The following is a 22,019-nucleotide window of genomic DNA, read 5'->3' on the forward strand; positions in this document are numbered from 1 at the left end:
TATGGAACAACCTGATTTTTTTCCCATCCCCAGCCCCTGTATCGGCGTCTGTGAAGCCAATGCCAAAGGCTATTGCAAAGGCTGTCTGCGCAGCCGTGAAGAAAGGCTTTATTGGCAAAAAATGACCGATGATCAAAAGCATCAGGTCATGCGTCTTCTCAGTATGAGGAAAACCAAAATCCGCAACCGCCAGCTCGATGCCATGGCAGCGCCAGAAGTCGGTGTGGAGGCGCAAAGCGGGTTTTTGTTTGAGGATGAGGGATAAGGTGATGAAATATAAAAAGGACGGGTTTGCTTCCGTCCTTTTTTATTTGTCGAAAATAGTGGCAAATCAGATGATTTGAAGAGAATTAATGAAGACCACGATAATGGCAATCGGAGCGATGTAGCGCAACGCGCCCAGCCATAGATATAGAAGCGTTTTCGGTACGATACTGCCCATGCCGGCATGGGTCAAAACGGACTGCCTGTCTTGAATCCAGCCGGTAAAGATGGAGATGCTTAATGCGCATAGCGGCATAATAATGGCAGTAATAATGTAGTCCCATAAATCAAAAATAGATTTATTAAAAATAAGCACATCGCTCCATACGCCGAATGATAGGGCAGAAGGGATGCCGACAATAAAGATGGCAATGCCGATGGCCCAAGTGTGCCGGCTGCGTTTGCGTTCATCTTGGCGGATGGTTGCCGCAATCACGGTTTCCAGCATGGAAAACGCTGAAGTCAGCGTAGCAAAGACAACCAACATCATGAACACGGCAAACAGATAGTTGCCGGACGGAATTTTCATGAATACGGCAGGCAAGACCACGAAAATCAGGCCGGGACCTTGGCTGGGCGTGGCGCCCAATGCGAATACCGCCGGAAAGATGACCAAGCCTGCCAGCAGCGATACCAAAAGGTTCATCCACATAATGATATTGCCCGAGCGGAACATATCCTGATCTTTACCCAAATACGAGGCGTAGGTAATCATTGCCGATACACCGATACTCAACGCAAAGAAAGCCTGACCCAGCGCGGTCAGCATCGTTTCCGATTTGATTTTCGACCAATCCGGTTTCAATAAAAAACTGACGCCTTCCATCGCGCCGGGCAAGGTCAGCGAGCGGATTGCCAAAATGATAAACAAAATAAACAAAGCAGGCATCAGATAGCGGTTTGCTTTTTCAATGCCGTCAGAGATTCCGCCTTTGACTACCCAAATGGTAATCAGCATGAACAGCCCCTGATAAAGAATCGAACTTGTCGGATTGGAAATTGTTTTTTCGAATAGGGCGCCAAAATCAACATTCGGGGCAATTTCGCCGGTGAAGCTGTGTACGACATAATTCAAAACCCAGCCGCCGACTACGCTGTAAAACGACAATAAAATGAAGCACGCCGCCACACCAATCCGGCCGACCCAAGGCCAAAGCGAGCCGGGACGCAGGGTTTTGAACGAATCGATGGCGTTTTTACCGCCTGTGCGCCCGATATAAAACTCGGCAAGTTGTACCGGCAACGCCACGATAATCGTGAAGATGACAAACAGAAGGACAAAAATTGCCCCGCCGTTCGTACCGGCGGTATAAGGGAATTTCCAAATCGCACCCAAACCGATGGCAGAGCCTGCCGCGGCAAGGACGAAACCGATTTTGGAAGACCAAGAGGATGAATGACTCATAGCGGGATATGTTGAGAAATAAAATTGGCTGAATTGTAACAAAGCGTAGTCGGGGATAATACTGGATGGCGGACGCGGTGGAAAATAACGCATGGATGGTGCGTAGAACGATAAGCTTTTGGCGTGAATTTTTTAAATGGCTATGATTTGAGAAATGATTTAAATTAAAATGTGTAAAAAAAGATATTTTATGCCAAAAATTGAGAGAGGTCGTCTGAAAGCCGGTTCAGACGACCTCTTGTTTGTGCGGACAGCGTGAACATTTCAGCCTGACTTCGGCATACTGTTACAGCAGCTTAATATCCTGCGAGGGGGCGTGGAAGTCAGAACCAAACCACGCCAGTTCTGAATTTCCATCAGGCCGCTATAAAATTGTCGGTTGCGTTACGGCATCGTAGTGCTGCACGTTTGCCGTATCGGCAGTGTAGTTAAAGCTGCCGACTCCGTTGTTGACTGTTTCAAACCCGCTGGTTTGACCGCTTGCCAACAGTTTGTCCAGCAAGGTTTCTACGGTAAATGTCCCTTCGTCAAATCGGAATTCTCCGACAGAAGCGGAGTTGCTGCCTTTGAGATATTGGTTGTCGATGGTGATTTTGCCGCCTGAGTTGGCAATGGTGATTTCCCAATCGATTGCCCCGCTTGCGTCGGTGCTTGCATGGATATGCAAATCCTTGACGGCGATGCCTTGTCCGAATTGGAGGGCGTTGTTGCCGTGATTGTCAGAAATGGTGTCATGTCCCTCTCCGAAGCAGAAGACATAGGTATCATTCCCTGCGCCACCATACAGGATATCGTCGTCTAAACCGCCAAACAGTAAGTCGTCGCCGGAGCCGCCATACAGCACGTCTTTGCCCGACTCGCCATAAAAGACATCGTTGTTTTCGCCGCCGAACAACGTATCATTGCCCGCCCCGCCATTGAGATGGTCGTCTCCGCCGTTGCCGAAAATCACATCGTTTCCTGAATCTCCATTGACGGTATCTCTGCCGTCGCCGCCTCTGACGATATCGTCGCCATCGCCGCCACTGATGAAGTTGGTTCCACCGCTGACGAATACGGTATCGTTGCCGCCGCCGGCATAAATGTTGTCGTCGCCGCTTTTGCCGTCAATATGGTCTATGCTGTCAGTGCCTTTGATGCTGTCGTTGCCTGCCGTTCCTGTAATATAGGTCACGCTGACGGATTTGAAGCCGGCGGTTTCGTTGACGTAATAATAATTTTGATCGGGAATATTGCTGAGTTCCTGACGGGTAATGGAGGTAACTTTTTCCGGATGATCAACAGCGGATGGATCAGAAACCATCGCATTTCCGATGATGTTGTTGCCGGATAGGGCGATGCCTTTGCCGTTTGAAATCGGCGATGTCTGAGTAATGGCTGTGTCGGACAGGTTGTTGGCAATGATGTTGTTTTCGACTTTGACGTTTTTGATTGCGCCATGCTCTTCTTCGAAGTCGATAGAGCCTTTTTCGCGTCCGTATGTGTCGGTTCGTGTGCCATTGCCGATTAACAGATTGTCCCGAACCGAAATACCTTTTTTGTTCAGGTCAAAATTGTGTCCTTGGAAAACGGTGTTGAGGCGTATGCCCGACCATGCGGTGTTGTCGCGAATCAGGTTGCCGGCTACTTCATGTCCGGCGCCGCCGAAGATTCCGATACCTGCCGCGCGCCAGCCGAGTTCGACGGTGTTGTTCAGGAAACGGTTGTTTTCGGCTACTTTGGATTCTGTTTGGTCTGCAATGCTCGACCATGTCGCCAGACCGTCGTCGCCGTTGCCTCGGATGTTGGAATTGATGACGGTCGAATGGCTGGTTCCCTGCGCAAAATTAATGCCGTCTGCGAGATTGTTCCGGATGAGGGCGTTGGAGACGGTCAGCCCGTCTGTGTAGTGCAGTGGGTGTTCATTGTCCACTTTGGTGTAATCGCCGATCCAGATGCCTACTTCAAAATGCTCAATGGCGATGTCGTGGATGGACGAGCCTTTGCCCAAAGTGCCGGAAATGCCTTTGTAGTTGGCTTGTTGGTGGAAACGGGATGCCAAATTTGAATCCATCGACAGATTGCCGAAATCAATATTGTTGCTGCCATGTTCAAACACGATGCCGCCGCCTTTTTTCACTGTACCGTTTTCAAAAACGGGCGGTTCCTCGCTCGTGAAATGCAGTTTGGTATGCCACCTGCCGGCACCGCCGATGCTGATTCCTTTAGGGGCATAGATGTGGAGCTGGTGGTCGAAATCAAACTGCCCTTCGGGAATGTAAACGGATTTTCCGAAGGTTTTTGCCGATTCGATTGCCGCCGTCAAGGCTTTCGAATCATCGATTCCGTCGTTTGCTTTTGCGCCGAAATCGGTAATGCTGACGCTGTTTGCGGGCTGTTTGATCGCGGAAGGGGCTTTTTCCAATTCAACGAAGTCGATACCGACCGGGGTGTTGCCTGATTGGTTGACGATGGTGACGGTGTCGCCGCTTTGGATGGATGTATTTTTCAACAGCGTACCCACTTCGTCGAACTGGAAGCGGGCGACACGGTCGGCAGCAGGCGTATCGTGGATTTTGATGTCTTCGCCTTTGTGGTGTTCATAATTTTCCAAATACTGCCAGTTGTGTTTTGATGATAAATCGAGGTTGGCTACGGGTTTGCCGTTTACTTGGATTTCAACTTTGCCGGTTGCCCCGTCGGGAACGGTATAGCGGAGGGTGGCGGCATCCGCATCCGCTTTTGCTGTAAACGAAACGGCGGCATTGGCCGGCAGGTCAACGTAAGACTGTTTGCTGGCTTCGTGGGCAGTGGAGTGTGTGGAAGCGGCTTTTTTGACTGTTGCACCTGCTGAGAGTGTACCCTGGTCGGCTTCATAAGTCGTGTATGCGGCTTTGGCACCGTAGCGGGAGGGATCGTAGGTAACAGTTTCTGACATTAATATGTTCCTTTTGAAATGGTCTGTCATTTTGAACAGTAAGACATAATAGGCAATGCAACCGCTGAAAAGTTCTATGTCGATTTAAAAGGAAACGTCGTCTGAAAGTGGGGATCGCTCAGAAGGGTTGTAGATGATGTGTCCTGTTTTTATTCGGGAAACCGTTGCACTTCAAATACGAAGGTACGGGGTTTTCATGACGGCTCGTCTGAATCAAACAAGCCTCGGCACGCATACAGTAGCCCGCCCGCCAATACGGCCAGACCCACCGCCGCCCAATACGCATCGGCATAGCCGACTGCCTTTGCCAGCCGCAGGGCGGCGAAACCGGCCGCGTAACTGCCGAGCAGGACGACAGAAAATTGCAGGCTGCTGTCGAGTGCGGCGGTGGCGCGGTCGGATTTGTCCATTACCAACGCCAGTATCACCGGCAGCAGCAGTGTGTAGCTCAGGCTCAGGGTGATGATTTGTGCGGGCGGCAGCCAAGGGTGGATGCGGGCGAGCGCGTCGATGGCGGTCATGGACGCCAAAAGCGGCAGTTGCAGCGCGTAGAGCAGGAACACGAGTTTGCGGCGCGGATAATTGCGCGAAAACCAGCCCGATAGCGGCGTAACAATCAGGCAGGCAACAGGAATACCCACCGCCAGAATCCCGCCCGTCTGCTTCGGGGTAAAGCCCAAATCCGCCAACTTGGGCACAAAAGTCGCCGCCGCAAACGCATACGGCGCGGCGACGGCAAACAGCAAAACCAGCCACCGCCAGCCCGTTTCAGGCTGCCGCCAAAAGGAGACCAGCCGCGCCGCCAATGCCGTCAAACCGCCTTGCGCCGTCGGACTTTCCGGCTCGTGGTAGCACAAGAGTTGCAGCAGCATCAGCAGGCTGAACGCCAACATAAAGCCCGCCGCCGCCGTCTGCCCGTATTCCTGATACAGCCACAACACCAGCGCGCCGCCGATCATCTTGCCGCCGCGCGCCGCCATCGTCTGAATCACGCCGCCGAAACCGCGTTCGCGGTGCGGCAGGACGATGCACGACAAACCCAGCATCGCACAGCCGTACACCGCCGACATTGCCGAGAGCAAAACGCAGCAGGCCAGAAGCAGCGGGAAGTTCTGCGTTATGTCGGTGCAGGCCATCAGCCCGAACACCGCCGAAAGCCCCAGCGTCGCCGCCAGCAGCCAGCCGCGAAACCGCCCGAACCGCCCCGCCGGCCGCCGCTCCATCAGCGCGGCAAACAACACCTTCGCCGCTTCGATACCGCCGATTAAATGTATCCAGCTCAGTTGGTTCAGGCTGTAACCGTGGTTTTTCAAAATAGTGACCAGCGCGACCAGATAAAAACCGGTCAGCGTGAATTTGTAGGTGCTGCCGCCGATAAGCAGCAGCCAGTCGCGCGGGGCGGGGGATGTCGGGTTTTGTTGGGACATGGATGGCTCCCTATTGCGAGTGTACGGGAATGATGTGGGTGCCGTAGGTCGTCTGAAAAACGTTTCAGACGACCTACGGCTTTTCTGTTTTACATTTTCAAGTAGTTTTTCAGACGACTTTCGGGGGCTGTCTGAAATGGAAAAAAGCAGCCCCTTTTTATCCTTTCATCACCCGAAACGTCAGATTAATCCGCGGCTCTTGGATGCGGGTGCTTTTCAGGATGGTGTGCAGCCAGTGTTTCTGCGTTTCGCCATGCATCAAAATGAGCTGGCCGTGTTCCAGCCACATTTCGCGTTTTTCCTTGCTTTCTTTGTGTTTTAAGGCGAATTTGCGCGTTGCGCCGAGGCTGAGGGAGGCGATGGCACTGTCTTTGCCCAGCCCCTGCCCTTCGTCGCTGTGCCATGCCATGCCTTCGTTGCCGTTGTTGTAGCGGTTGAGCAAGCAGGAGTTGAAGCGGGTGGGGCAGATGTCGGCGATGGCGGCTTCCACGCGGTTTTTGAGTTCGGGCAAGACGCCGCTCCACGGCAGGGCGATGCGGTTTGCGCCGGAATAGCCGTAGTTGTAGGGTGTGTCGCCATACCACGCGACTTCGCGGGCGGTGATGATGTGTTTGCCGTATATCACGGCTTCGTCGTGCCGCCAGGGAATATCACGCTGCAAAATTTCAAAATAACGGTCGGCTTCGGCGATGGTGAAAATCCGTCCGAAATTGCTGACGATGCCGTCGTAGGGCAGGAGGTTGGCGTGCGGGTTGGCGGTTTCTGGGAAGAGGTCAAGCGTCATCAGTGTCTCCCAATTCGTGCGCCAATATCGCCATTTTGCGCCCGCGTTGCCAGCGGTAGCCGCCAATGATGCCGTTTTCGCGGATGACGCGGTGGCAGGGAATGAGTAATGCAACGGGATTCTGCCCGATGGCCGTCCCAACGGCTCGCGCAGCGTTGGGTGAGCCTATGCGCTGCGCCACCGTGCCGTAGCTTTGCAGGCTGCCTGCGGGGATATCGAGCAAGGCCTGCCACACTTTGAGCTGGAAGGGTGTGCCTTTGATGTGCAGGGTAACGCGGCCGCACCGGGTGCGGAAGATATCGGCGGCTTGTCGGTGGAATGCGGTTTCCCGTTCGGTTAGGCGGGCGTTCGGATATTCGGCGCGCAATTCGTCCAGTGCGGCGGAGGGGTCGTCTGAAAAACGCATGAAGCAGATGCCTTTGTCTGTTGCTGCTGCCAACAGGTCGCCGAAGGGGCCGGGAATCAGGCTGTAATGGATTTGCAGGCCTGCTCCGCCGTTTTTGTATTCACCAGGAGTCATTTTTTCGATGCCGACAAATAAGTCGTGCAGCCGCCCCGTGCCGCTCAGTCCGCCGCAATGCGCCGCTTCCGCCACGCTTTCGCTGTTTTTCAGGGCTTCTTTGGCACGGCTGATGCTGATGTGTTGCAGCATTTTTTTCGGACTGATGCCCGCCCATGCGGAAAATTCGCGCTGCAAATGTTCGGGGCTGACATGAACCACTGCCGCCACCTGAGCCAAATCGGGCTGCTCGGCGGCATGGTCGTAAAGGTATTCGATGGCGCGGGCAATACGGAGGAATTGGCGGGTTTGATTTAAGTTCATAAATTATCCTGTCGTTGTATGGGATAGGATAGCCTGAAAGCCGACAAGAAACGACCCGATTATTGATGGAAAGATTGTTTGTCTGTCTGAAATTCATCAATAATCGGGTCGTCTTTATATCGTGGCTTCCTTAAACTTGCATCGTCTTTAACCGCATATGTAAGGAACGTTATGTCAAGCTTATTGAATTTGAACAATAAAACCGCCGCCGTTATCGGCGCGTCGTCGGGTATCGGTCGCGCGGTTGCACTGCTGTTGGCGGAGTACGGCGCAAACGTTGTCTTATGTGCCCGCCGTGCCGACAAACTGGAAGAAACCGCCGCACTGATACGCGCAAGCGGCGGACGGGCTGTTGCCGTGGCAGGTGACGCAGTGCTGCCTGAAACGCACGAAGCCGTCGTCCATGCGGCAGAGCGAGAGTTCGGCAGCTTGGATATCGCCGTGAACAACGCGGGCATCATCGGAGCGTACAAACCCTTGGCGGAACTTTCGCCCGAAGAGTGGCGGGTAACGCTGGACGGAAACCTGACTGCTGCCTTTCTGGGCGCGCGCAGCCAAATTCCCGCTATGCTCGCACGCGGCGGTGGATCGATTGTGTTCACGTCCAGCTTTGTCGGCACCAGTTGTGCCCTGCCGAACAAAACCGCCTACGGCTGTGCCAAAGCCGCACTTTCCGCGCTGGCAAAAGGCATTACCGCCGACTATGCAGCCCAAGGTATCCGCGCCAATGCCCTGCTTCCCGGCGGTACGGATACGGAAATGATGACTACCGACCCGCAGCAGCGGGCATGGGCGGAAGGGCTGCATGCGGTCAAACGCATCGCCCGACCCGAAGAAATTGCCGCCGCGATTTTGTTCCTCGTCAGCCCGATGGGCAGTTTTGTAACGGGTACGGCGTTGTTTGCGGACGGCGGAAATTCGGCGGTGAAGTAAGAGACCGCCTGAAGATTACACGCTTCGGCTCAAATCTGCCAAAAACGCCTGCCGCTGTTCGGCGGTGGATTTGTCCATATTGCCGAAGTTGAGCCAACGGCGTTTGGCGATACCGATGCCTTTGAGCGTGTGTCCCACCATCGCTTTGCCGATGCCGTTGCCGCCAAACCATTTCAGATACCATGTGGGGGCGGTGGATGTGCTGATGACCAGTGCTTCTTTGATGTGGGATAGGTTGCCTTTCAAGCCTGTGGCAGTGGGGACGTAGGCGAATGTTTTCAGGAAAACTTTGTCTTCAAATCCTTTGACGATGGCGGGCATATCCGCCCACCAGATTGGAAAGATAAAAATCAGGCGGTTGGTGGTTTTCAAGAGTTCCTGATAATGCAAAACCAGCGGGTCAAGGGCTTTGCCTTGGTTGAACAGGGCAAGCTCTTCTTTGGTGTAGGCGGGATTGAAACCGTCTGCGTATAAGTCGATCAGCCGGTATTTTTCGCCTTTTTCGTCCAACAGTTGCTGTACGCGCCGCAAAATGCCGTAATTGAAGCTTTGATCGTAGGGATGGGCATAAATGATTGTGGTAAATGACATTTTTGTACTCCTGAAAGTCAGTTGCCGAGTGTTCCCATGCTATCAAACGAATGTCGGTTTGCTCAAATCCGTATCGGGCAGGCAAGGCTGAGTGATGGAACTGCTGCCGGAGCATGGATTCTGTTTTCAGACGGCCTTTAACGCTTCTTCCGCCCGCAACAGGGCGGTTTGCTCGTCGGCTTCGACGATGTAGTTCACGCCCAGCGCGGGGGCGAGTTTGGACGATTGTTCGCGGAAGAACGCCAGTTGCGCCGCGTCGGGTTCGATGAGGAGCATGGCGGCGCAGCGTTCGGACAGTTGCGGCCGGTGTGCCTTTATCCATTCGATGTAGGTTTTGCGGTCGGCAATGCGCTGTTCGTCGCTTACCTGCCGCCGCATCGGGGTGCAGACGGTGGCGAAGCGGCGGTTTTGGTTTAACAGGGTTTCGAATTCGGCCAGCCAGTCGGCGAAGTCGGCGACGTGGGTCAGGTCGGTCAGATAGATGGTGCCTTCGGGCAGGGTTTTGGCGGGGGTGAAGTAGTGCATGGGGTTCCTTTGGGTGTTTTGGGGGTTGGGCGCAGGTTGGATATTGTTGATGATTAGACTTCTTGTGCCGTCATTCCCGCGCAGGCGGGAATCCAGACCCATCCGCACAGAAACTTATCGGATAAAGAAGTGTCTTCGAGTCTCCATTCTGGATTCCCGCCTGCGCGGGAATGACGGCAGTCGGTTGTTACGGCCGTTTCAGACGACCTTCGTTATTCCAGTAACCGTAGGTAGGGCATTGATGCCCGATCTACGTTTTTTTCAGACGGCCTCTATCATTTCAGCTTCGCCTAAAATTTCCATTCCGCGCTCACGCCTACGCTTCTGGGGCGTTGGTAGAGCGCGTCTTGGCGGTCGGCGCTGGAAATGAATATGGGTCGGCGGCGGTTGAACACGTTGTTGGCGTAGAGCGAGACGCGGCCTTGTTTGAAATTGTAGGCGGTGTAGAGGTTGACTTGGTTGTATGCGCCGATTTTGCCTGATTCGGCATTGTCGGCGGCGGAGTAGTAGCCGCCGTAGAAGCTCACGTCGCCGCCGGCTTCCCAGCCTTTGTCGTTCAGGTATTTCACGCCGATGTTGGCGGTGTATTTGGGTGCGCGGCCGAGTTTGTTGCCTTCGATGCCGCTGTCGGGATAGCTTTTGATTTTGGTGTTGAGCAGCCCCAGTCCGGTGGTGAGTTTCAGGCTGTCGGTCGCCTGCCAGTCGGCGGCGAGTTCCGCGCCGTAGGTGTAGACTTTTTTGGCGTTGCGGATGACGACGGAGTTGGTGCCGAGATAGAAGGGGAGCTGCATGTCGCGGTAGTGGTTCAGGAACAGGTTGCCGGAGAGTTGCAGGCGGCGGTCCGCGCTGCGCCAGCGGGTGTACCACTCGTAGTTGTTCACATATTCGGGTTCATAAGTGTAGGTTACGACAGGGCGGCCGAAGGTGATGCCCGCGCCGCCGGGGTTGTAGCCGCGTGCAGCTTTGATGCCGCTGACCCATTGGTCAGTGGGTTTGAAGGCGATGTCGATTTTGGGCAGGAAGACGGTCTGGCCTTTGTCTAAATCAAGGTGCAGCGCGCCGCTGCCGCCGCTTCGTTTGTGCGTTTCTTTTTCAAGGCGGGCGGCGGCTGTGATGTCCCATTTTTCGCTGGGGCTGTATGTGGTTTCGGCAAACAGGGCGCGCACGCTGTTGCGGTCGTCAAAGGTATTGCGGCCGCCGACGCTGCGGATATCTACCCATTCGTCTTGTTTGCTGCGGAAGTAGTGCAGTCCAGCAAGGCCTTTCAGACGGCCTTTGTTTGAAAAATGCAATACCGGCTCCCATTGCAGTTCGCGGCCTTTGAGTTCGGCGGGCACGCCTTGCGGGCTGACAGTCATCGGCAGATGCAGCCGCTCGTTGTGGTAGCGGCCGTAAACCAGTTTGTTTTCCAGTTTCAAATAGTCGTTAAGCTGCCACGATACGTCCCAGATGCCCGATGTCGAGCCGGTTACGAACACGGGTTTTTCTTTTAAAAAACGGCGGCTGGCGGTGTTGCCCATGATTTCGTTTTGCGGCGCGCGCGAACGGATGTGGTTCAGCGTCAGGCGGCTGTAAAAATCGGGATGGTTTTCGGGTGTGAGCAGGAGTTTGAAGCGCACGTTGGTGTTTTCCACGCGGCGCGGGTTGCCGGTCGGCTCGTAGGACACGAACGGTTCGTAGCTTTCGCGCTGCTGCCGCTCCGCGCTCAGGCGGAAGGCAAGGTTGTTTTTCACAATCGGGCCGGACACCGCGCCGGCGATGTTGCGCGTTTTCTGGTTGCCCAAACCCAAGCGCAGCGCGCCTTCCCATTCGTCGGTCGGGTCTTTGGAACGCATCACCACCGCGCCAGCCACCGCGTTCTGCCCGCGCACATGGCTTTGCGGCCCGCGCAAGACTTCCACTTGCTGCATGTCCCACAACGACTGCGTGCCAAAGGCGAATTCGTTGTAAGTGGCGGAGCGGCCGTCTATGGACAGGTTCAGGCGCGGCCGCGTGCCCGCGAAAAACGCCACCGCGCCGACGGCGGGTCCCGAGCCGTCCACGCCGCGCACGGTCGGCAAATCGTTGCCGCTGCCCAAGTCCACCGTGTTCACGGTTTGTTTGAGCAGGTCGGTCGCGGAAAGATTGTGGCCGCTGCGGTCGATGTTCGGCGTGGTGAAGACGCGGTTGGACGTGGCGGTTTCAAAGCCGCTGTGGTTGGTGCGTTCGCCGGTTACGACGACTTCTTCCAACTGCACCTGTTCTGCATTTTGCGCCGCATCGGCGGCATAAATCCATTCGGAGGCAAAGGCGGCGGCAATCAATAGGGGCAGGCGGCGGAGGGTAGGTTTCTGCATTTCCTTATCCTTTCAGACGGCATACGTCGGGGCGGATTGAACATCAGACAATCAAACCGCTCCGTCGGTATGCAAATATTTGTTGTTTACATATTTACATAAAACAAACTATTAATGTAAAGTATAAGAAACAAAAAACAGGAATGCAAGTGTTTATCATTCACTTTACTTGTTCCTTTTTATAGTGAACCATCTCAAAAACAATTCCCTCTCCCAGTTCGGCGGGAGAAGGTTTGGGAGGGCAATTCCGTGACCTTTATGAATTTGGCCTGCTAAGCATTCGACAGCCCTCATCCATAGGGCGGAGCGGAGGGATAAGGAAAGAGGTCGTCTGAAACGCCGCCATATTGCCATTGCCGCCGTGGGGAAATATGATGAGTATCCGACTTTCGGATAACTTTAATGAAAACCCTTTATGAATAAAATCAAAAGCTTCCTATCGTCATGACCGCCAGCAAACAACAAACCATCGCCGACACCGCCCGCCGCCTGTTCCGCGAACACGGCTTTTCCGCCGTATCCGTAGGCGGAATCTGCGCCGAGGCCGACGTCAGCCGCGTTACCTTTTACAAACATTACAGCGGCAAAAACGCGCTCTTGCAGGAAATCGTTACCGAGCAGAAAAACCGCGTCCGTGCCGAATTTGAGGCGCTACTTGCACGGCAGTGCAGCCTGCGCGAAGCCGCCGAAGCCGTTTTCGCCCTGCAACGGCGGTCGTTCGACGAGCTTTATTCCGCCTCCTTCCTGCGCGACATCGAAGAGAATACCGATTTGGAACTGGAGCGGTTTTTCCACGAATTGAACGAAGAAAAATACGCCTTTATGCGCGGTTTCTTCCATACCCTGCAACAACGCCGCCTGATCCAGCCCGATTTGCCGGTGGAACTCATCGACCTGTTCATCCGTCAGGCGGATATATTGATGCGCCATCCGCAACTGGCCGCGCTTTATGCCGCTGCGCCGCAAAAGCTGCCTCAAGACGTATTGGGATTGCTGCTGCACGGCTTGGCGGGAGAAGAAGGAAGGAACGAGGGAGGGGATTGAGTTTTTTGGCGAAGGTGAAAGAGATTCGCTGCATTTCTCATAAAACGTCGTCTGAAAACGAATTGTCGATTTTCAGACGACGTTTTGATTAGATTGCACTAGATTGGCACTAGGAGCTGCATGGGTTTGCCCTGATGCAGGCAAATCAGGCAGGGAATGATTTAGCGAATTTGTCGGCGGAATATCTTCAAGCCCATGCTGCGATATTGGACGGAATCGACTATATTTAAGACACAAATTGGACACAGTTGCGACATGAAAAAATACCTTGCTTACGCAAGGCATTGATTTGATTGGTGGGTCCGGTGGGGTTCGAACCCACGACCAAGGGATTATGAGTCCCCTGCTCTAACCCCTGAGCTACAGACCCGTTCAAGAGTAGGGGCGTATTGTATCATAAATTATTCCGCTTACAAGGTCGTCTGAAAAAGATATAGTGGATTAACTTTAAACCAGTACGGCGTTACCTCTCCTTACCGTACTACCTGTACTGTCTGCGGCTTCGTCGCCTTGTCCTGATTTATGTTAATTCCACTATAATATGTCTGCTATTGCCGACCGGCTTTATATTGATCATTTGGGTTGTACTGCCGCAGTAGACTTGTCTTGCCTGTGGTTTGCTGCTTTGGGTGGAAAGCGGATTTCGGCGGTCGATAATTTCCTGTCCAATGGGCTGAGTGTAAATGTTTGGAAAAATAAATCTAAAGTTATATTTTGATAGTTTACATTGTTTTGACCTAGCATTTTATTTTCAAAAGGATTTTGAAAATCTGATTCGGCAGACATGGTGGAATAGGGGAGTGAATATTGAGAAACAAGGTAGGGCGGTCGGTTATTTTGACTGGTTTGGGGCAGGGTTTTCACTTACAATCAAACAAGGTTTACATATGGCAACACTCCGCCGCTTGATGCCAAGGTTGGTTGCAGACGTTTTTGTTTGATTTCACGGCATTGTGCGGATGTGTTTGTTTAGGCTTTTCGTTCATAAGAAAACTAAGAAAAACAAGGAAAAACAATGCGCCGCTTACCAATTCTATCCCTCATCCTGCTTCCCGCTGTGTCTCACGCCGCTGATTTTGACGGCGCAACGCTCAGTCTGTTTTGGGGTGCGCCGTTCGCGTTGATTCTTTTGTCTATCGCGTTGGGCCCGCTCTTTTTCGCGCATACCTGGCATCACCATTTCGGCAAAATTACGGCGTTTTGGACGCTGCTGTTTTTGGTTCCGTTCGCCGTTGTGTTCGGTTTCGGGGCGGGTGTGCATACGGTTGCCCATGCGCTGGTTGAGGAATATATCCCGTTTATCCTTCTGCTTTTGGCTTTATATACGATTTCGGGCGGGATTTTGGTTTGGGGTAAGCTCAATGGTACGCCTGCGCTGAATACCGGGCTGCTGGCAGCGGGGACGGTGATGGCTTCCTTTATGGGGACGACCGGTGCGGCAATGCTGATGATTCGTCCGCTGCTGAAGGCAAACCATTACCGCAAGAATAAGGTGCATGTCGTTATATTCTTTATTTTTTTGGTGGCAAATATCGGCGGCGGCCTGACGCCGTTGGGCGATCCTCCGCTGTTTTTGGGTTTCTTGAAGGGCGTGGATTTCATGTGGACGGTGAAACACATGTTGATGCCCGTATTGATCAGTACGGTGGTGCTGTTGCTGGTGTTTTATATTATCGACAGCCGGTATCACGCGCGTGAAGCCAATGTGGAGCAGATTCGTCAGGAAGAGGAGGCCGATGAAGATTTGCGCATTGCCGGCAAATGGAATTTTCTGCTGCTGGCGGGCGTGGTCGGTGCGGTTTTGCTGTCCGGCTTGTGGAAGCCCGATCATCCGGGGTTTGAGATTTTAGGCAGCCACTATGCGTTGCAAAACTTGGTGCGCGATGTGATTTTGCTGGTGCTGACCGTTGTTTCGCTGCTGATTACGCCCAAACAGGTCAGGGCGGGCAATGAATTCAATTTCGACCCGATTGCCGAAGTGGGCAAACTGTTTTTGGGTATTTTCATTACGATTTCCCCTGTTTTGGCGATTTTGAAGGCAGGCGAGGCGGGTGCGCTGGGGGCAGTGGTGTCGTTGGTGCATGATGCTTCGGGTAATCCGATTAATACGATGTATTTCTGGATGAGCGGTTTGTTGTCCGCCTTTTTGGATAATGCGCCGACTTATTTGGTGTTCTTTAATATGGCGGGCGGCGATGCTCAGGCGCTGATGACGGGGCATCTGTTCCATTCGCTGTTGGCGGTATCCATGGGTTCGGTATTTATGGGCGCGCTCACTTATATCGGCAATGCGCCGAACTTCATGGTTAAAGCGATTGCCGAGCAGCGCGGCGTGCCGATGCCGACTTTCTTCGGTTATATGATGTGGTCGGTGGGGGTGTTGATTCCGCTGTTTATACTGCACACGCTGATTTTCTTCGTTTGGCAGTTGTTCTGATTCTTAAACTTCAAAAGGTCGTCTGAAAACCTGATTCTTGTGATTCGGTTTTCAGACGACCTTTTGTATTCTGCCGCTTGTTTCGAAGGGATTAATTTGGGGCATCAATATCTTGTAATTTTATTGGAGGGCTGCTTTGCGTGGGATTCGGGGCAGGAAGCTGGAAAAAATCTGCGTAAATCTGACATAAGGCGGACTGTTCCTGCTAAAATCAAACGTTTTACAGTTTTCATTTAATTGTTGTTTTCCGTAAGTAAGGCTTTACTTTCAGACGACCTCCCCCATGCTTTGCCATTTCAAACGTCGTCTGAAAAGTTGGAACATTTTATTCTGTTTAACTCATCACAAGTAATGCAAATCTATGATTAAAATCAAAAAAGGCCTAGACCTGCCCATCGCGGGCAGACCGGAGCAAGCCGTTTACGACGGTCCGGCCATTACCGAAGTCGCGTTGCTTGGCGAAGAATATGCCGGTATGCGCCCCTCGATGAGAGTCAAGGAAGGCGATGCCGTCAAAAAAGGCCAAGTGCTGTTTGAAGACAAGAAAAATCCGGGCGTGGTGTTTACTGCGCCGGCTTCCGGCAAAATCGCCGCGATTCACCGCGGCGAAAAGCGCGTGCTTCAGTCGGTCGTGATTGCCGTTGAAGGCGATGACGAAATCGAGTTCGAACGCTACGCACCCGATGCGTTGGCAAACTTAAGCGGCGAAGAAGTGCGCCGCAATCTGATTCAATCCGGTTTGTGGACTGCGCTGCGCACCCGTCCGTTCAGCAAAATCCCCGCCGTCGATGCCGAGCCGTTCGCCATTTTCGTCAATGCGATGGACACCAATCCGCTGGCGGCAGACCCTGTGGTCGTGATCAAAGAAGCCGCCGAGGATTTCAGACGAGGTTTACTGGTGTTGAGCCGTCTGACCGAACGCAAAATCCATGTTTGTAAAGCAGCCGGTGCGGACGTGCCGTCTGAAAACGCCGCCAACATTGAAACACACGAATTCGGCGGCCCTCATCCCGCGGGTTTGAGCGGCACACACATTCATTTCATTGAGCCTGTCGGTGCGAATAAAACCGTGTGGACAATCAATTATCAAGACGTGATTGCCATCGGACGTTTGTTCGTAACAGGTCGTCTGAACGCCGAACGCGTGGTTGCCTTGGGTGGCCCGCAAGTCAACAAACCGCGCCTCTTGCGTACCGTTTTGGGTGCGAAGGCGTCGCAAATTACCGCCGGCGAATTGGTTGATGCGGACAACCGCGTGATTTCCGGTTCGGTATTGAACGGCGCGATTGCACAAGGCGCGCATGATTATTTGGGACGCTACCACAATCAGATTTCCGTTATCGAAGAAGGCCGCAGCAAAGAGCTGTTCGGCTGGGTTGCGCCGCAGCCGGACAAATACTCGATTACGCGTACGACCCTCGGTCATTTCCTGAAAAACAAACTCTTCAAGTTCACGACAGCCGTCAACGGTGGCGACCGCGCCATGGTGCCGATTGGTACTTACGAGCGCGTAATGCCACTGGACATCCTGCCCACCTTGCTTTTGCGCGATTTAATCGTCGGCGATACCGACAGCGCGCAGGCTTTGGGTTGCTTGGAATTGGACGAAGAAGACCTCGCTTTGTGCAGCTTCGTCTGCCCGGGCAAATACGAATACGGCCCGCTGTTGCGCAAGGTGCTGGAAACCATTGAGAAGGAAGGCTGATTATGGGCTTGAAACATTTTCTGGAAAAAATCGAACCGCACTTCCTGCCAGGCGGCAAACATGAAAAATGGTATGCCCTCTATGAAGCTGCGGCGACGATTTTCTATACATCCGGCGTGGTAACGCGCAAAGCGGCGCACGTCCGCGACGCGCTCGACTCCAAACGCATGATGATTTTGGTGTGGCTGGCTTTGTTCCCCGCCATGTTCTTCGGTATGTACAACGTCGGCGCGCAGGCATTCGGCGCATTGACGCCCGATTTGCTGCAACAAAGCATCGCCAATGACTGGCATTACGCCCTTGCCAACGCTTTGGGCATCAATATGTCGTCTGAAGCGGGCGTGTTGGGCAAAATGCTGTTCGGCGCGATTTACTTCCTGCCGATTTACGCGACCGTATTTGCCGTCGGCGGTTTCTGGGAAGTCTTGTTTGCCACCGTACGCAAACACGAAATCAACGAAGGTTTCTTCGTTACTTCGATTTTGTTCGCCTTAATCGTTCCGCCTACGCTGCCGCTGTGGCAGGCCGCCTTGGGTATTACCTTCGGCGTGGTGGTTGCGAAAGAGGTGTTCGGCGGTACGGGTAAAAACTTTATGAACCCCGCGCTGGCAGGCCGTGCCTTCTTGTTCTTCGCCTATCCTGCCAATATTACCGGCGACACCGTTTGGACGGCGGTTGACGGCTATTCCGGCGCAACTGCGCTGGCTCAGTGGGCGGCACACGGTTCGGAAGGTCTGAAAAATGCCGTTACCAATCAATCCATCACTTGGATGGATGCGTTTATTGGTAATGTGCCCGGTTCTATCGGCGAAGTATCCACTTTGGCGCTTTTAATCGGCGGCGCGTTTATCGTGTTTGCCCGCATCGCTTCTTGGCGCATTATTGCCGGCGTGATGATCGGTATGATCGCCATGTCTTCGCTGTTTAACGTTATCGGTTCGGACACTAACCCGATGTTCAGCATGCCTTGGTACTGGCATCTGGTCGTCGGCGGCTTCGCCATCGGTATGCTGTTTATGGCGACCGACCCTGTTTCCGCTTCCTTTACCAATGTCGGCAAATGGTGGTACGGCGCGCTAATCGGTGTGATGTGCGTGTTAATCCGCGTGGTCAATCCGGCTTACCCCGAAGGCATGATGTTGGCGATTCTGTTTGCCAACCTGTTTGCCCCGATTTTCGACTATTTCGTCGCACAAGCGAACATCAAACGCAGAAAGGCGCGCAGCAATGGCTAAGAAATTCGATAAAGACAGCTTCAGCGGCACGCTGATTGTGGTGTTGGCAGTCAGCCTGATTTGCTCGGTCATCGTGGCGGGCGCGGTTGTCGGCTTGAAACCGGTGCAGGAAAAACAAAAGGTTCAGGACAAGCAAAGCTACATCCTGAGCGTTGCCGGTTTGCTCGATAAAAGTACCGACATCAGCAAAACCTTTGCCGACCGCATCGAACAACGCGTGGTCGATTTGGCGACCGGCGAATATGTGAAAGACGCGCCGAAAGATTTTAGCGCGCGCGTTGCCGCCAAAGACCCCGCGCAAAGCATCCAAATCAAACCTGAAGACGATTTGGCAGGCATCAAGAGCCGCGCCAAATACACTGAAGTTTATTTGGTAAAAGGCGATGACGGCAAAGTCAGCCAAATCATCCTGCCTATGCACGGCAACGGTCTGTGGTCAGTCATGTACGGCTTCGTCGCCATCCAACCTGACGGCAACACCATCAACGGCATTACCTACTACGACCAAGGCGAAACTCCGGGCTTGGGCGGCGAAATTGGCAATCCGTTGTGGCAACAAAAATTCGTCGGCAAAAAACTCTTTGACGAACAAGGCAAACTTGCCCTGCATGTTTCCAAAGGCGGAAGCTCGGACAAAGAGCATGGCGTAGATGCCCTTTCCGGCGCATCGCTGACTTCCAAAGGCGTACAAGGCTCGTTTGCCTACTGGTTCGGCGAAAACGGCTATATCCCCTACCTGAACAAATTGAAATCAGCAGGAGCACAATAATGGCTGATATGAAACGCTTGAAACATTTGATGTTTTCACCCTTTATCGACAACAACCCGATTGCCTTGCAGGTTTTGGGGATTTGTTCGGCGCTGGCGGTTACCACCAAACTTCAGACGGCCATCGTGATGGGTATTTCCGTCAGTTTGGTAACCGGTTTTTCCAGCTTCTTTATCTCGCTGGTGCGTAATTACATCCCGAACAGCATCCGCATTATCGTGCAGATGGCGATTGTCGCGTCGCTGGTTACGCTGGTTGACCAATTGTTGCAGGCCTATGCCTACGAATTGTCCAAACAGCTTTCCGTATTCGTCGGCCTGATTATTACCAACTGTATCGTGATGGGTCGTGCTGAAGCCTTCGCCATGAAAGAGCCGCCGCTGGAAAGCCTGGTGGACGGTATCGGTAACGGCGCAGGTTACGGCATGATGCTGATTATCATCGCAACCATCCGTGAGCTTATCGGCTCTGGCAAACTCTTGGGCTACACCGTTTTCCAAACCGTGCAGGACGGCGGCTGGTATCAAACCAACGGCCTCTTCCTGCTGGCACCGAGCGCATTCTTCATCATCGGCTTTTTGATTTGGGGTTTGCGTACATGGAAACCCGAACAGGCGGAGGAATAAGACATGGAACATTACTTAAGCCTTTTTGTGAAATCCGTCTTCATTGAAAACATGGCGCTGTCCTTCTTCTTGGGCATGTGTACTTTTCTGGCGGTATCGAAAAAAGTATCCACCGCATTCGGCTTGGGCGTTGCCGTTACTTTCGTACTCGGTCTGTCCGTCCCTGCCAACCAGCTCGTTTACTCGCTGCTCAAAGACGGCGCGATTGTCGAAGGCGTGGATTTGACCTTCCTGAAATTCATCACCTTCATCGGCGTGATTGCGGCTTTGGTGCAGATTTTGGAAATGTTCTTGGACAAATTCGTTCCCGCCCTCTATAACGCGCTGGGCATCTACCTGCCGCTGATTACCGTAAACTGCGCGATTTTTGGTGCTGTTTCGTTTATGGCGCAACGCGAATACAACTTCGGCGAATCCGTCGTGTACGGCTTTGGCGCGGGTTTAGGCTGGATGTTGGCAATTGTCGCTTTGGCGGGCATTACCGAAAAAATGAAATATTCGGACGCTCCCAAAGGCCTCAAAGGACTGGGCATCACCTTCATCTCCGCCGGCCTGATGGCGATGGCGTTTATGTCGTTCTCCGGCATCCAGTTATAAGAAAGGATTCGGCATGGAAATTATTTTAGGTATCGTGATGTTTACCGTCATCGTCTTGGCTTTGGCACTGATGATTCTGTTTGCCAAATCCAAGCTGGTGAGCGAAGGCGACATCACCATCAAAGTCAATGATGAAAAAGAGCTGACTATGCCCGCCGGCGGCAAACTGTTGGGCGCGCTTGCCAGCCAAGGCATCTTCGTGCCCTCCGCCTGTGGTGGCGGTGGTTCGTGCGGACAATGCCGCGTTGTCGTGAAAAGCGGCGGCGGCGACATTCTGCCGACCGAGTTGTCCCACATCAGCAAACGAGAAGCACGCGAAGGCTGCCGTCTGTCTTGTCAGGTCAACGTCAAAACCGACATGGACATCGAAGTACCGGAAGAAGTGTTCGGTGTGAAAAAATGGGAATGCACCGTCATCTCCAATGACAACAAAGCCACGTTCATTAAAGAACTCAAGCTTGCCATTCCCGAAGGCGAGGAAGTTCCCTTCCGCGCCGGCGGCTACATCCAAATCGAAGCCCCGCCGCACACTGTTGCCTATAAGGACTTCGACATTCCTAAGGAATATCATGAAGACTGGGACAAATACAATCTGTGGCAATATGTTTCCAAAGTGGACGAGCCGATTTTGCGCGCTTACTCCATGGCTTCATATCCAGAAGAAAAAGGCATCATCATGCTGAACGTGCGTATCGCGACACCGCCTCCGCGCGTACCCGATGCGCCTCCGGGACAAATGTCGTCTTACATCTGGTCGCTCAAACCCGGCGACAAAGTAACCATCTCCGGTCCGTTCGGCGAATTCTTCGCCAAAGATACCGATGCAGAAATGGTATTCATCGGTGGCGGTGCAGGTATGGCGCCGATGCGTTCTCACATTTTTGACCAGTTGAAACGTTTGAACTCCAAACGCAAAATCACCTTCTGGTACGGCGCACGCTCCAAACGTGAAATGTTCTATGTTGAAGACTTCGACCAACTCGCGGCAGAGTTCCCGAACTTCACATGGCACGTCGCCTTGTCCGATCCGCTGCCGGAAGACAACTGGGACGGCTACACAGGCTTCATCCACAACGTGGTTTACGAAAACCACCTGAAAAACCACGAAGCACCGGAAGACTGCGAATTCTATATGTGCGGCCCGCCAATCATGAACCAGTCCGTCATCAAAATGCTCAAAGACTTGGGCGTGGAAGATGAAAACATCCTCTTGGATGATTTCGGCGGTTAAATATTCGGCTTCAAATACAAAAGGAAGAAACCTCGGTTTCTTCCTTTTTTGTTGATGCGAATTGAAATAGAAGTAGGGTATTTGCCTGCCGTTATCCCTATTTGTCGAAATAACCGGAATAAGTTTTCTCCTCATCTTATCTTATCCACGATATCTCTCAAATTTCTGCTTCATTTTTGAAGGCATAAGTTATAGTGGATTAACTTTAAACCAGTACGGCGTTACCTCTCCTTACCGTACTACCTGTACTGTCTGCGGCTTCGTCGCCTTGTCCTGATTTAAAGTTAATCCACTATAACTAATCCAACTTTTTATCAAAGCATAAAAAGGTCGTCTGAAAATGGACTTAGCGGGTTTTGCTAACGTTTTC

The 22,019-nt window shown here is 52.9% G+C and carries 19 protein-coding genes, 1 tRNA gene and 1 pseudogene; 10 read left to right on the top strand and 11 right to left on the bottom strand.

Features of this window, described 5'->3' with window-relative positions:
• Position 1: 1 nt before the first annotated feature.
• Positions 2-265, top strand: a complete 264-nt coding sequence (locus tag HMPREF3277_RS03765; RefSeq protein ID WP_003761976.1) for a DUF1289 domain-containing protein — start codon at positions 2-4, stop codon at positions 263-265.
• A gap of 66 nt (positions 266-331) precedes the next feature.
• Here the strand turns inward: HMPREF3277_RS03765 and HMPREF3277_RS03770 are convergent, their stop codons facing one another.
• The 5 genes from HMPREF3277_RS03770 to HMPREF3277_RS03790 all read right to left on the bottom strand — a co-directional run bounded on the left by HMPREF3277_RS03770 (position 332) and on the right by HMPREF3277_RS03790 (position 7,620).
• Positions 332-1,669 (bottom strand): sodium-dependent transporter, encoded by a 1,338-nt coding sequence (locus HMPREF3277_RS03770; RefSeq protein ID WP_070870087.1) that lies wholly within the window; start codon positions 1,667-1,669, stop codon positions 332-334.
• Between the two features lie 364 nt (positions 1,670-2,033).
• Positions 2,034-4,586, bottom strand: coding sequence for a calcium-binding protein (locus HMPREF3277_RS03775; RefSeq protein ID WP_070870088.1), 2,553 nt, complete (start codon positions 4,584-4,586; stop codon positions 2,034-2,036).
• 194 nt (positions 4,587-4,780) lie between these two features.
• Positions 4,781-6,013, bottom strand: coding sequence for an MFS transporter (locus HMPREF3277_RS03780; RefSeq protein WP_070870089.1), 1,233 nt, complete (start codon positions 6,011-6,013; stop codon positions 4,781-4,783).
• Positions 6,014-6,170: 157 nt separating this feature from the next.
• Entirely contained in the window at positions 6,171-6,797 is a 627-nt protein-coding gene (locus HMPREF3277_RS03785) for an alpha-ketoglutarate-dependent dioxygenase AlkB family protein (protein ID WP_070870090.1), read from the bottom strand.
• The gene (locus HMPREF3277_RS03790; protein WP_070870091.1) at positions 6,787-7,620 is read right to left on the bottom strand and encodes a bifunctional transcriptional activator/DNA repair enzyme AdaA; all 834 of its coding nucleotides are present in this window, start codon (positions 7,618-7,620) and stop codon (positions 6,787-6,789) included. Before HMPREF3277_RS03790 ends, HMPREF3277_RS03785 begins: the two co-directional genes overlap by 11 nt.
• Before the next feature lie 171 nt (positions 7,621-7,791).
• On the opposite strand from HMPREF3277_RS03790, the gene HMPREF3277_RS03795 reads away from it, so the two are divergent.
• Positions 7,792-8,553 (top strand): SDR family oxidoreductase, encoded by a 762-nt coding sequence (locus HMPREF3277_RS03795; RefSeq protein ID WP_070870092.1) that lies wholly within the window; start codon positions 7,792-7,794, stop codon positions 8,551-8,553.
• Between the two features lie 15 nt (positions 8,554-8,568).
• On the opposite strand, the gene HMPREF3277_RS03800 is transcribed toward HMPREF3277_RS03795, so the two are convergent.
• From HMPREF3277_RS03800 to HMPREF3277_RS03810, 3 genes are all read right to left on the bottom strand, one after another.
• Complete coding sequence (locus HMPREF3277_RS03800; RefSeq protein WP_070512766.1) at positions 8,569-9,144, bottom strand: NAD(P)H-dependent oxidoreductase; 576 nt, start codon at positions 9,142-9,144, stop codon at positions 8,569-8,571.
• Positions 9,145-9,270: 126 nt separating this feature from the next.
• Positions 9,271-9,669 carry an extensin gene (locus HMPREF3277_RS03805; RefSeq protein ID WP_070870093.1) on the bottom strand — a complete coding sequence of 133 codons (399 nt, stop codon included), beginning with the start codon at positions 9,667-9,669 and terminating at the stop codon, positions 9,271-9,273.
• Between the two features lie 290 nt (positions 9,670-9,959).
• A complete protein-coding gene (locus HMPREF3277_RS03810) occupies positions 9,960-12,005 on the bottom strand; it encodes a TonB-dependent receptor (protein ID WP_070870094.1) in 2,046 nt (681 codons plus the stop codon).
• A 444-nt stretch (positions 12,006-12,449) separates the two neighbouring features.
• On the opposite strand from HMPREF3277_RS03810, the gene HMPREF3277_RS03815 reads away from it, so the two are divergent.
• Positions 12,450-13,049: a TetR/AcrR family transcriptional regulator gene (locus HMPREF3277_RS03815; RefSeq protein WP_070870095.1), complete on the top strand. Its 600-nt coding sequence runs from the start codon at positions 12,450-12,452 to the stop codon at positions 13,047-13,049.
• A 294-nt stretch (positions 13,050-13,343) separates the two neighbouring features.
• On the opposite strand, the gene HMPREF3277_RS03820 is transcribed toward HMPREF3277_RS03815, so the two are convergent.
• Positions 13,344-13,419, bottom strand: a tRNA-Ile gene (locus HMPREF3277_RS03820).
• A gap of 203 nt (positions 13,420-13,622) precedes the next feature.
• Positions 13,623-13,913, bottom strand: a complete 291-nt coding sequence (locus HMPREF3277_RS14865; protein WP_168168246.1) for a hypothetical protein — start codon at positions 13,911-13,913, stop codon at positions 13,623-13,625.
• 151 nt (positions 13,914-14,064) lie between these two features.
• On the opposite strand from HMPREF3277_RS14865, the gene HMPREF3277_RS03830 reads away from it, so the two are divergent.
• The 7 genes from HMPREF3277_RS03830 to nqrF all read left to right on the top strand — a co-directional run bounded on the left by HMPREF3277_RS03830 (position 14,065) and on the right by nqrF (position 21,649).
• Positions 14,065-15,486, top strand: coding sequence for a sodium:proton antiporter (locus HMPREF3277_RS03830; protein ID WP_003755974.1), 1,422 nt, complete (start codon positions 14,065-14,067; stop codon positions 15,484-15,486).
• A 361-nt stretch (positions 15,487-15,847) separates the two neighbouring features.
• Positions 15,848-17,191: a Na(+)-translocating NADH-quinone reductase subunit A gene (locus HMPREF3277_RS03835; protein ID WP_070870096.1), complete on the top strand. Its 1,344-nt coding sequence runs from the start codon at positions 15,848-15,850 to the stop codon at positions 17,189-17,191.
• A gap of 2 nt (positions 17,192-17,193) precedes the next feature.
• Positions 17,194-18,426, top strand: a complete 1,233-nt coding sequence (locus HMPREF3277_RS03840) for an NADH:ubiquinone reductase (Na(+)-transporting) subunit B (protein ID WP_070870097.1) — start codon at positions 17,194-17,196, stop codon at positions 18,424-18,426.
• The gene (locus tag HMPREF3277_RS03845) at positions 18,419-19,195 is read left to right on the top strand and encodes a Na(+)-translocating NADH-quinone reductase subunit C (RefSeq protein ID WP_070870098.1); all 777 of its coding nucleotides are present in this window, start codon (positions 18,419-18,421) and stop codon (positions 19,193-19,195) included. Before HMPREF3277_RS03840 ends, HMPREF3277_RS03845 begins: the two co-directional genes overlap by 8 nt.
• Complete coding sequence (locus HMPREF3277_RS03850; RefSeq protein WP_003755984.1) at positions 19,195-19,821, top strand: NADH:ubiquinone reductase (Na(+)-transporting) subunit D; 627 nt, start codon at positions 19,195-19,197, stop codon at positions 19,819-19,821. Before HMPREF3277_RS03845 ends, HMPREF3277_RS03850 begins: the two co-directional genes overlap by 1 nt.
• A 3-nt stretch (positions 19,822-19,824) precedes the next feature.
• Complete coding sequence (nqrE, locus tag HMPREF3277_RS03855; protein ID WP_049222568.1) at positions 19,825-20,418, top strand: NADH:ubiquinone reductase (Na(+)-transporting) subunit E; 594 nt, start codon at positions 19,825-19,827, stop codon at positions 20,416-20,418.
• A gap of 13 nt (positions 20,419-20,431) precedes the next feature.
• Positions 20,432-21,649 carry an NADH:ubiquinone reductase (Na(+)-transporting) subunit F gene (nqrF, locus tag HMPREF3277_RS03860; RefSeq protein WP_003741084.1) on the top strand — a complete coding sequence of 406 codons (1,218 nt, stop codon included), beginning with the start codon at positions 20,432-20,434 and terminating at the stop codon, positions 21,647-21,649.
• Positions 21,650-21,883: 234 nt separating this feature from the next.
• Here nqrF and HMPREF3277_RS15190 read toward each other — a convergent pair.
• Positions 21,884-21,946 (bottom strand): annotated as a pseudogene (locus tag HMPREF3277_RS15190) (transposase); the annotation flags it as partial.
• Between the last annotated feature and the right edge of the window lie 73 nt (positions 21,947-22,019).

The organism is Neisseria sp. HMSC70E02, from assembly GCF_001838645.1.
GTDB lineage: Bacteria > Pseudomonadota > Gammaproteobacteria > Burkholderiales > Neisseriaceae > Neisseria > Neisseria macacae.

Excerpts from the sequence above, each read along its gene's own strand:
- HMPREF3277_RS03840 (WP_070870097.1), top strand. The coding sequence starts at position 17,194 with ATGGGCTTGAAACATTTTCTGGAAAAAATCGAACCGCACTTCCTGCCA.
- HMPREF3277_RS03795 (WP_070870092.1), top strand. The coding sequence starts at position 7,792 with ATGTCAAGCTTATTGAATTTGAACAATAAAACCGCCGCCGTTATCGGC.
- HMPREF3277_RS03835 (WP_070870096.1), top strand. The coding sequence starts at position 15,848 with ATGATTAAAATCAAAAAAGGCCTAGACCTGCCCATCGCGGGCAGACCG.
- nqrF (WP_003741084.1), top strand. The coding sequence starts at position 20,432 with ATGGAAATTATTTTAGGTATCGTGATGTTTACCGTCATCGTCTTGGCT.
- HMPREF3277_RS03845 (WP_070870098.1), top strand. The coding sequence starts at position 18,419 with ATGGCTAAGAAATTCGATAAAGACAGCTTCAGCGGCACGCTGATTGTG.
- HMPREF3277_RS03850 (WP_003755984.1), top strand. The coding sequence starts at position 19,195 with ATGGCTGATATGAAACGCTTGAAACATTTGATGTTTTCACCCTTTATC.
- HMPREF3277_RS03810 (WP_070870094.1), bottom strand. The coding sequence starts at position 12,005 with ATGCAGAAACCTACCCTCCGCCGCCTGCCCCTATTGATTGCCGCCGCC.
- HMPREF3277_RS03780 (WP_070870089.1), bottom strand. The coding sequence starts at position 6,013 with ATGTCCCAACAAAACCCGACATCCCCCGCCCCGCGCGACTGGCTGCTG.
- HMPREF3277_RS03790 (WP_070870091.1), bottom strand. The coding sequence starts at position 7,620 with ATGAACTTAAATCAAACCCGCCAATTCCTCCGTATTGCCCGCGCCATC.
- HMPREF3277_RS03800 (WP_070512766.1), bottom strand. The coding sequence starts at position 9,144 with ATGTCATTTACCACAATCATTTATGCCCATCCCTACGATCAAAGCTTC.
- HMPREF3277_RS03765 (WP_003761976.1), top strand. The coding sequence starts at position 2 with ATGGAACAACCTGATTTTTTTCCCATCCCCAGCCCCTGTATCGGCGTC.
- HMPREF3277_RS03815 (WP_070870095.1), top strand. The coding sequence starts at position 12,450 with ATGACCGCCAGCAAACAACAAACCATCGCCGACACCGCCCGCCGCCTG.
- HMPREF3277_RS03805 (WP_070870093.1), bottom strand. The coding sequence starts at position 9,669 with ATGCACTACTTCACCCCCGCCAAAACCCTGCCCGAAGGCACCATCTAT.
- HMPREF3277_RS03785 (WP_070870090.1), bottom strand. The coding sequence starts at position 6,797 with ATGACGCTTGACCTCTTCCCAGAAACCGCCAACCCGCACGCCAACCTC.
- HMPREF3277_RS03770 (WP_070870087.1), bottom strand. The coding sequence starts at position 1,669 with ATGAGTCATTCATCCTCTTGGTCTTCCAAAATCGGTTTCGTCCTTGCC.
- nqrE (WP_049222568.1), top strand. The coding sequence starts at position 19,825 with ATGGAACATTACTTAAGCCTTTTTGTGAAATCCGTCTTCATTGAAAAC.
- HMPREF3277_RS03775 (WP_070870088.1), bottom strand. The coding sequence starts at position 4,586 with ATGTCAGAAACTGTTACCTACGATCCCTCCCGCTACGGTGCCAAAGCC.
- HMPREF3277_RS03830 (WP_003755974.1), top strand. The coding sequence starts at position 14,065 with ATGCGCCGCTTACCAATTCTATCCCTCATCCTGCTTCCCGCTGTGTCT.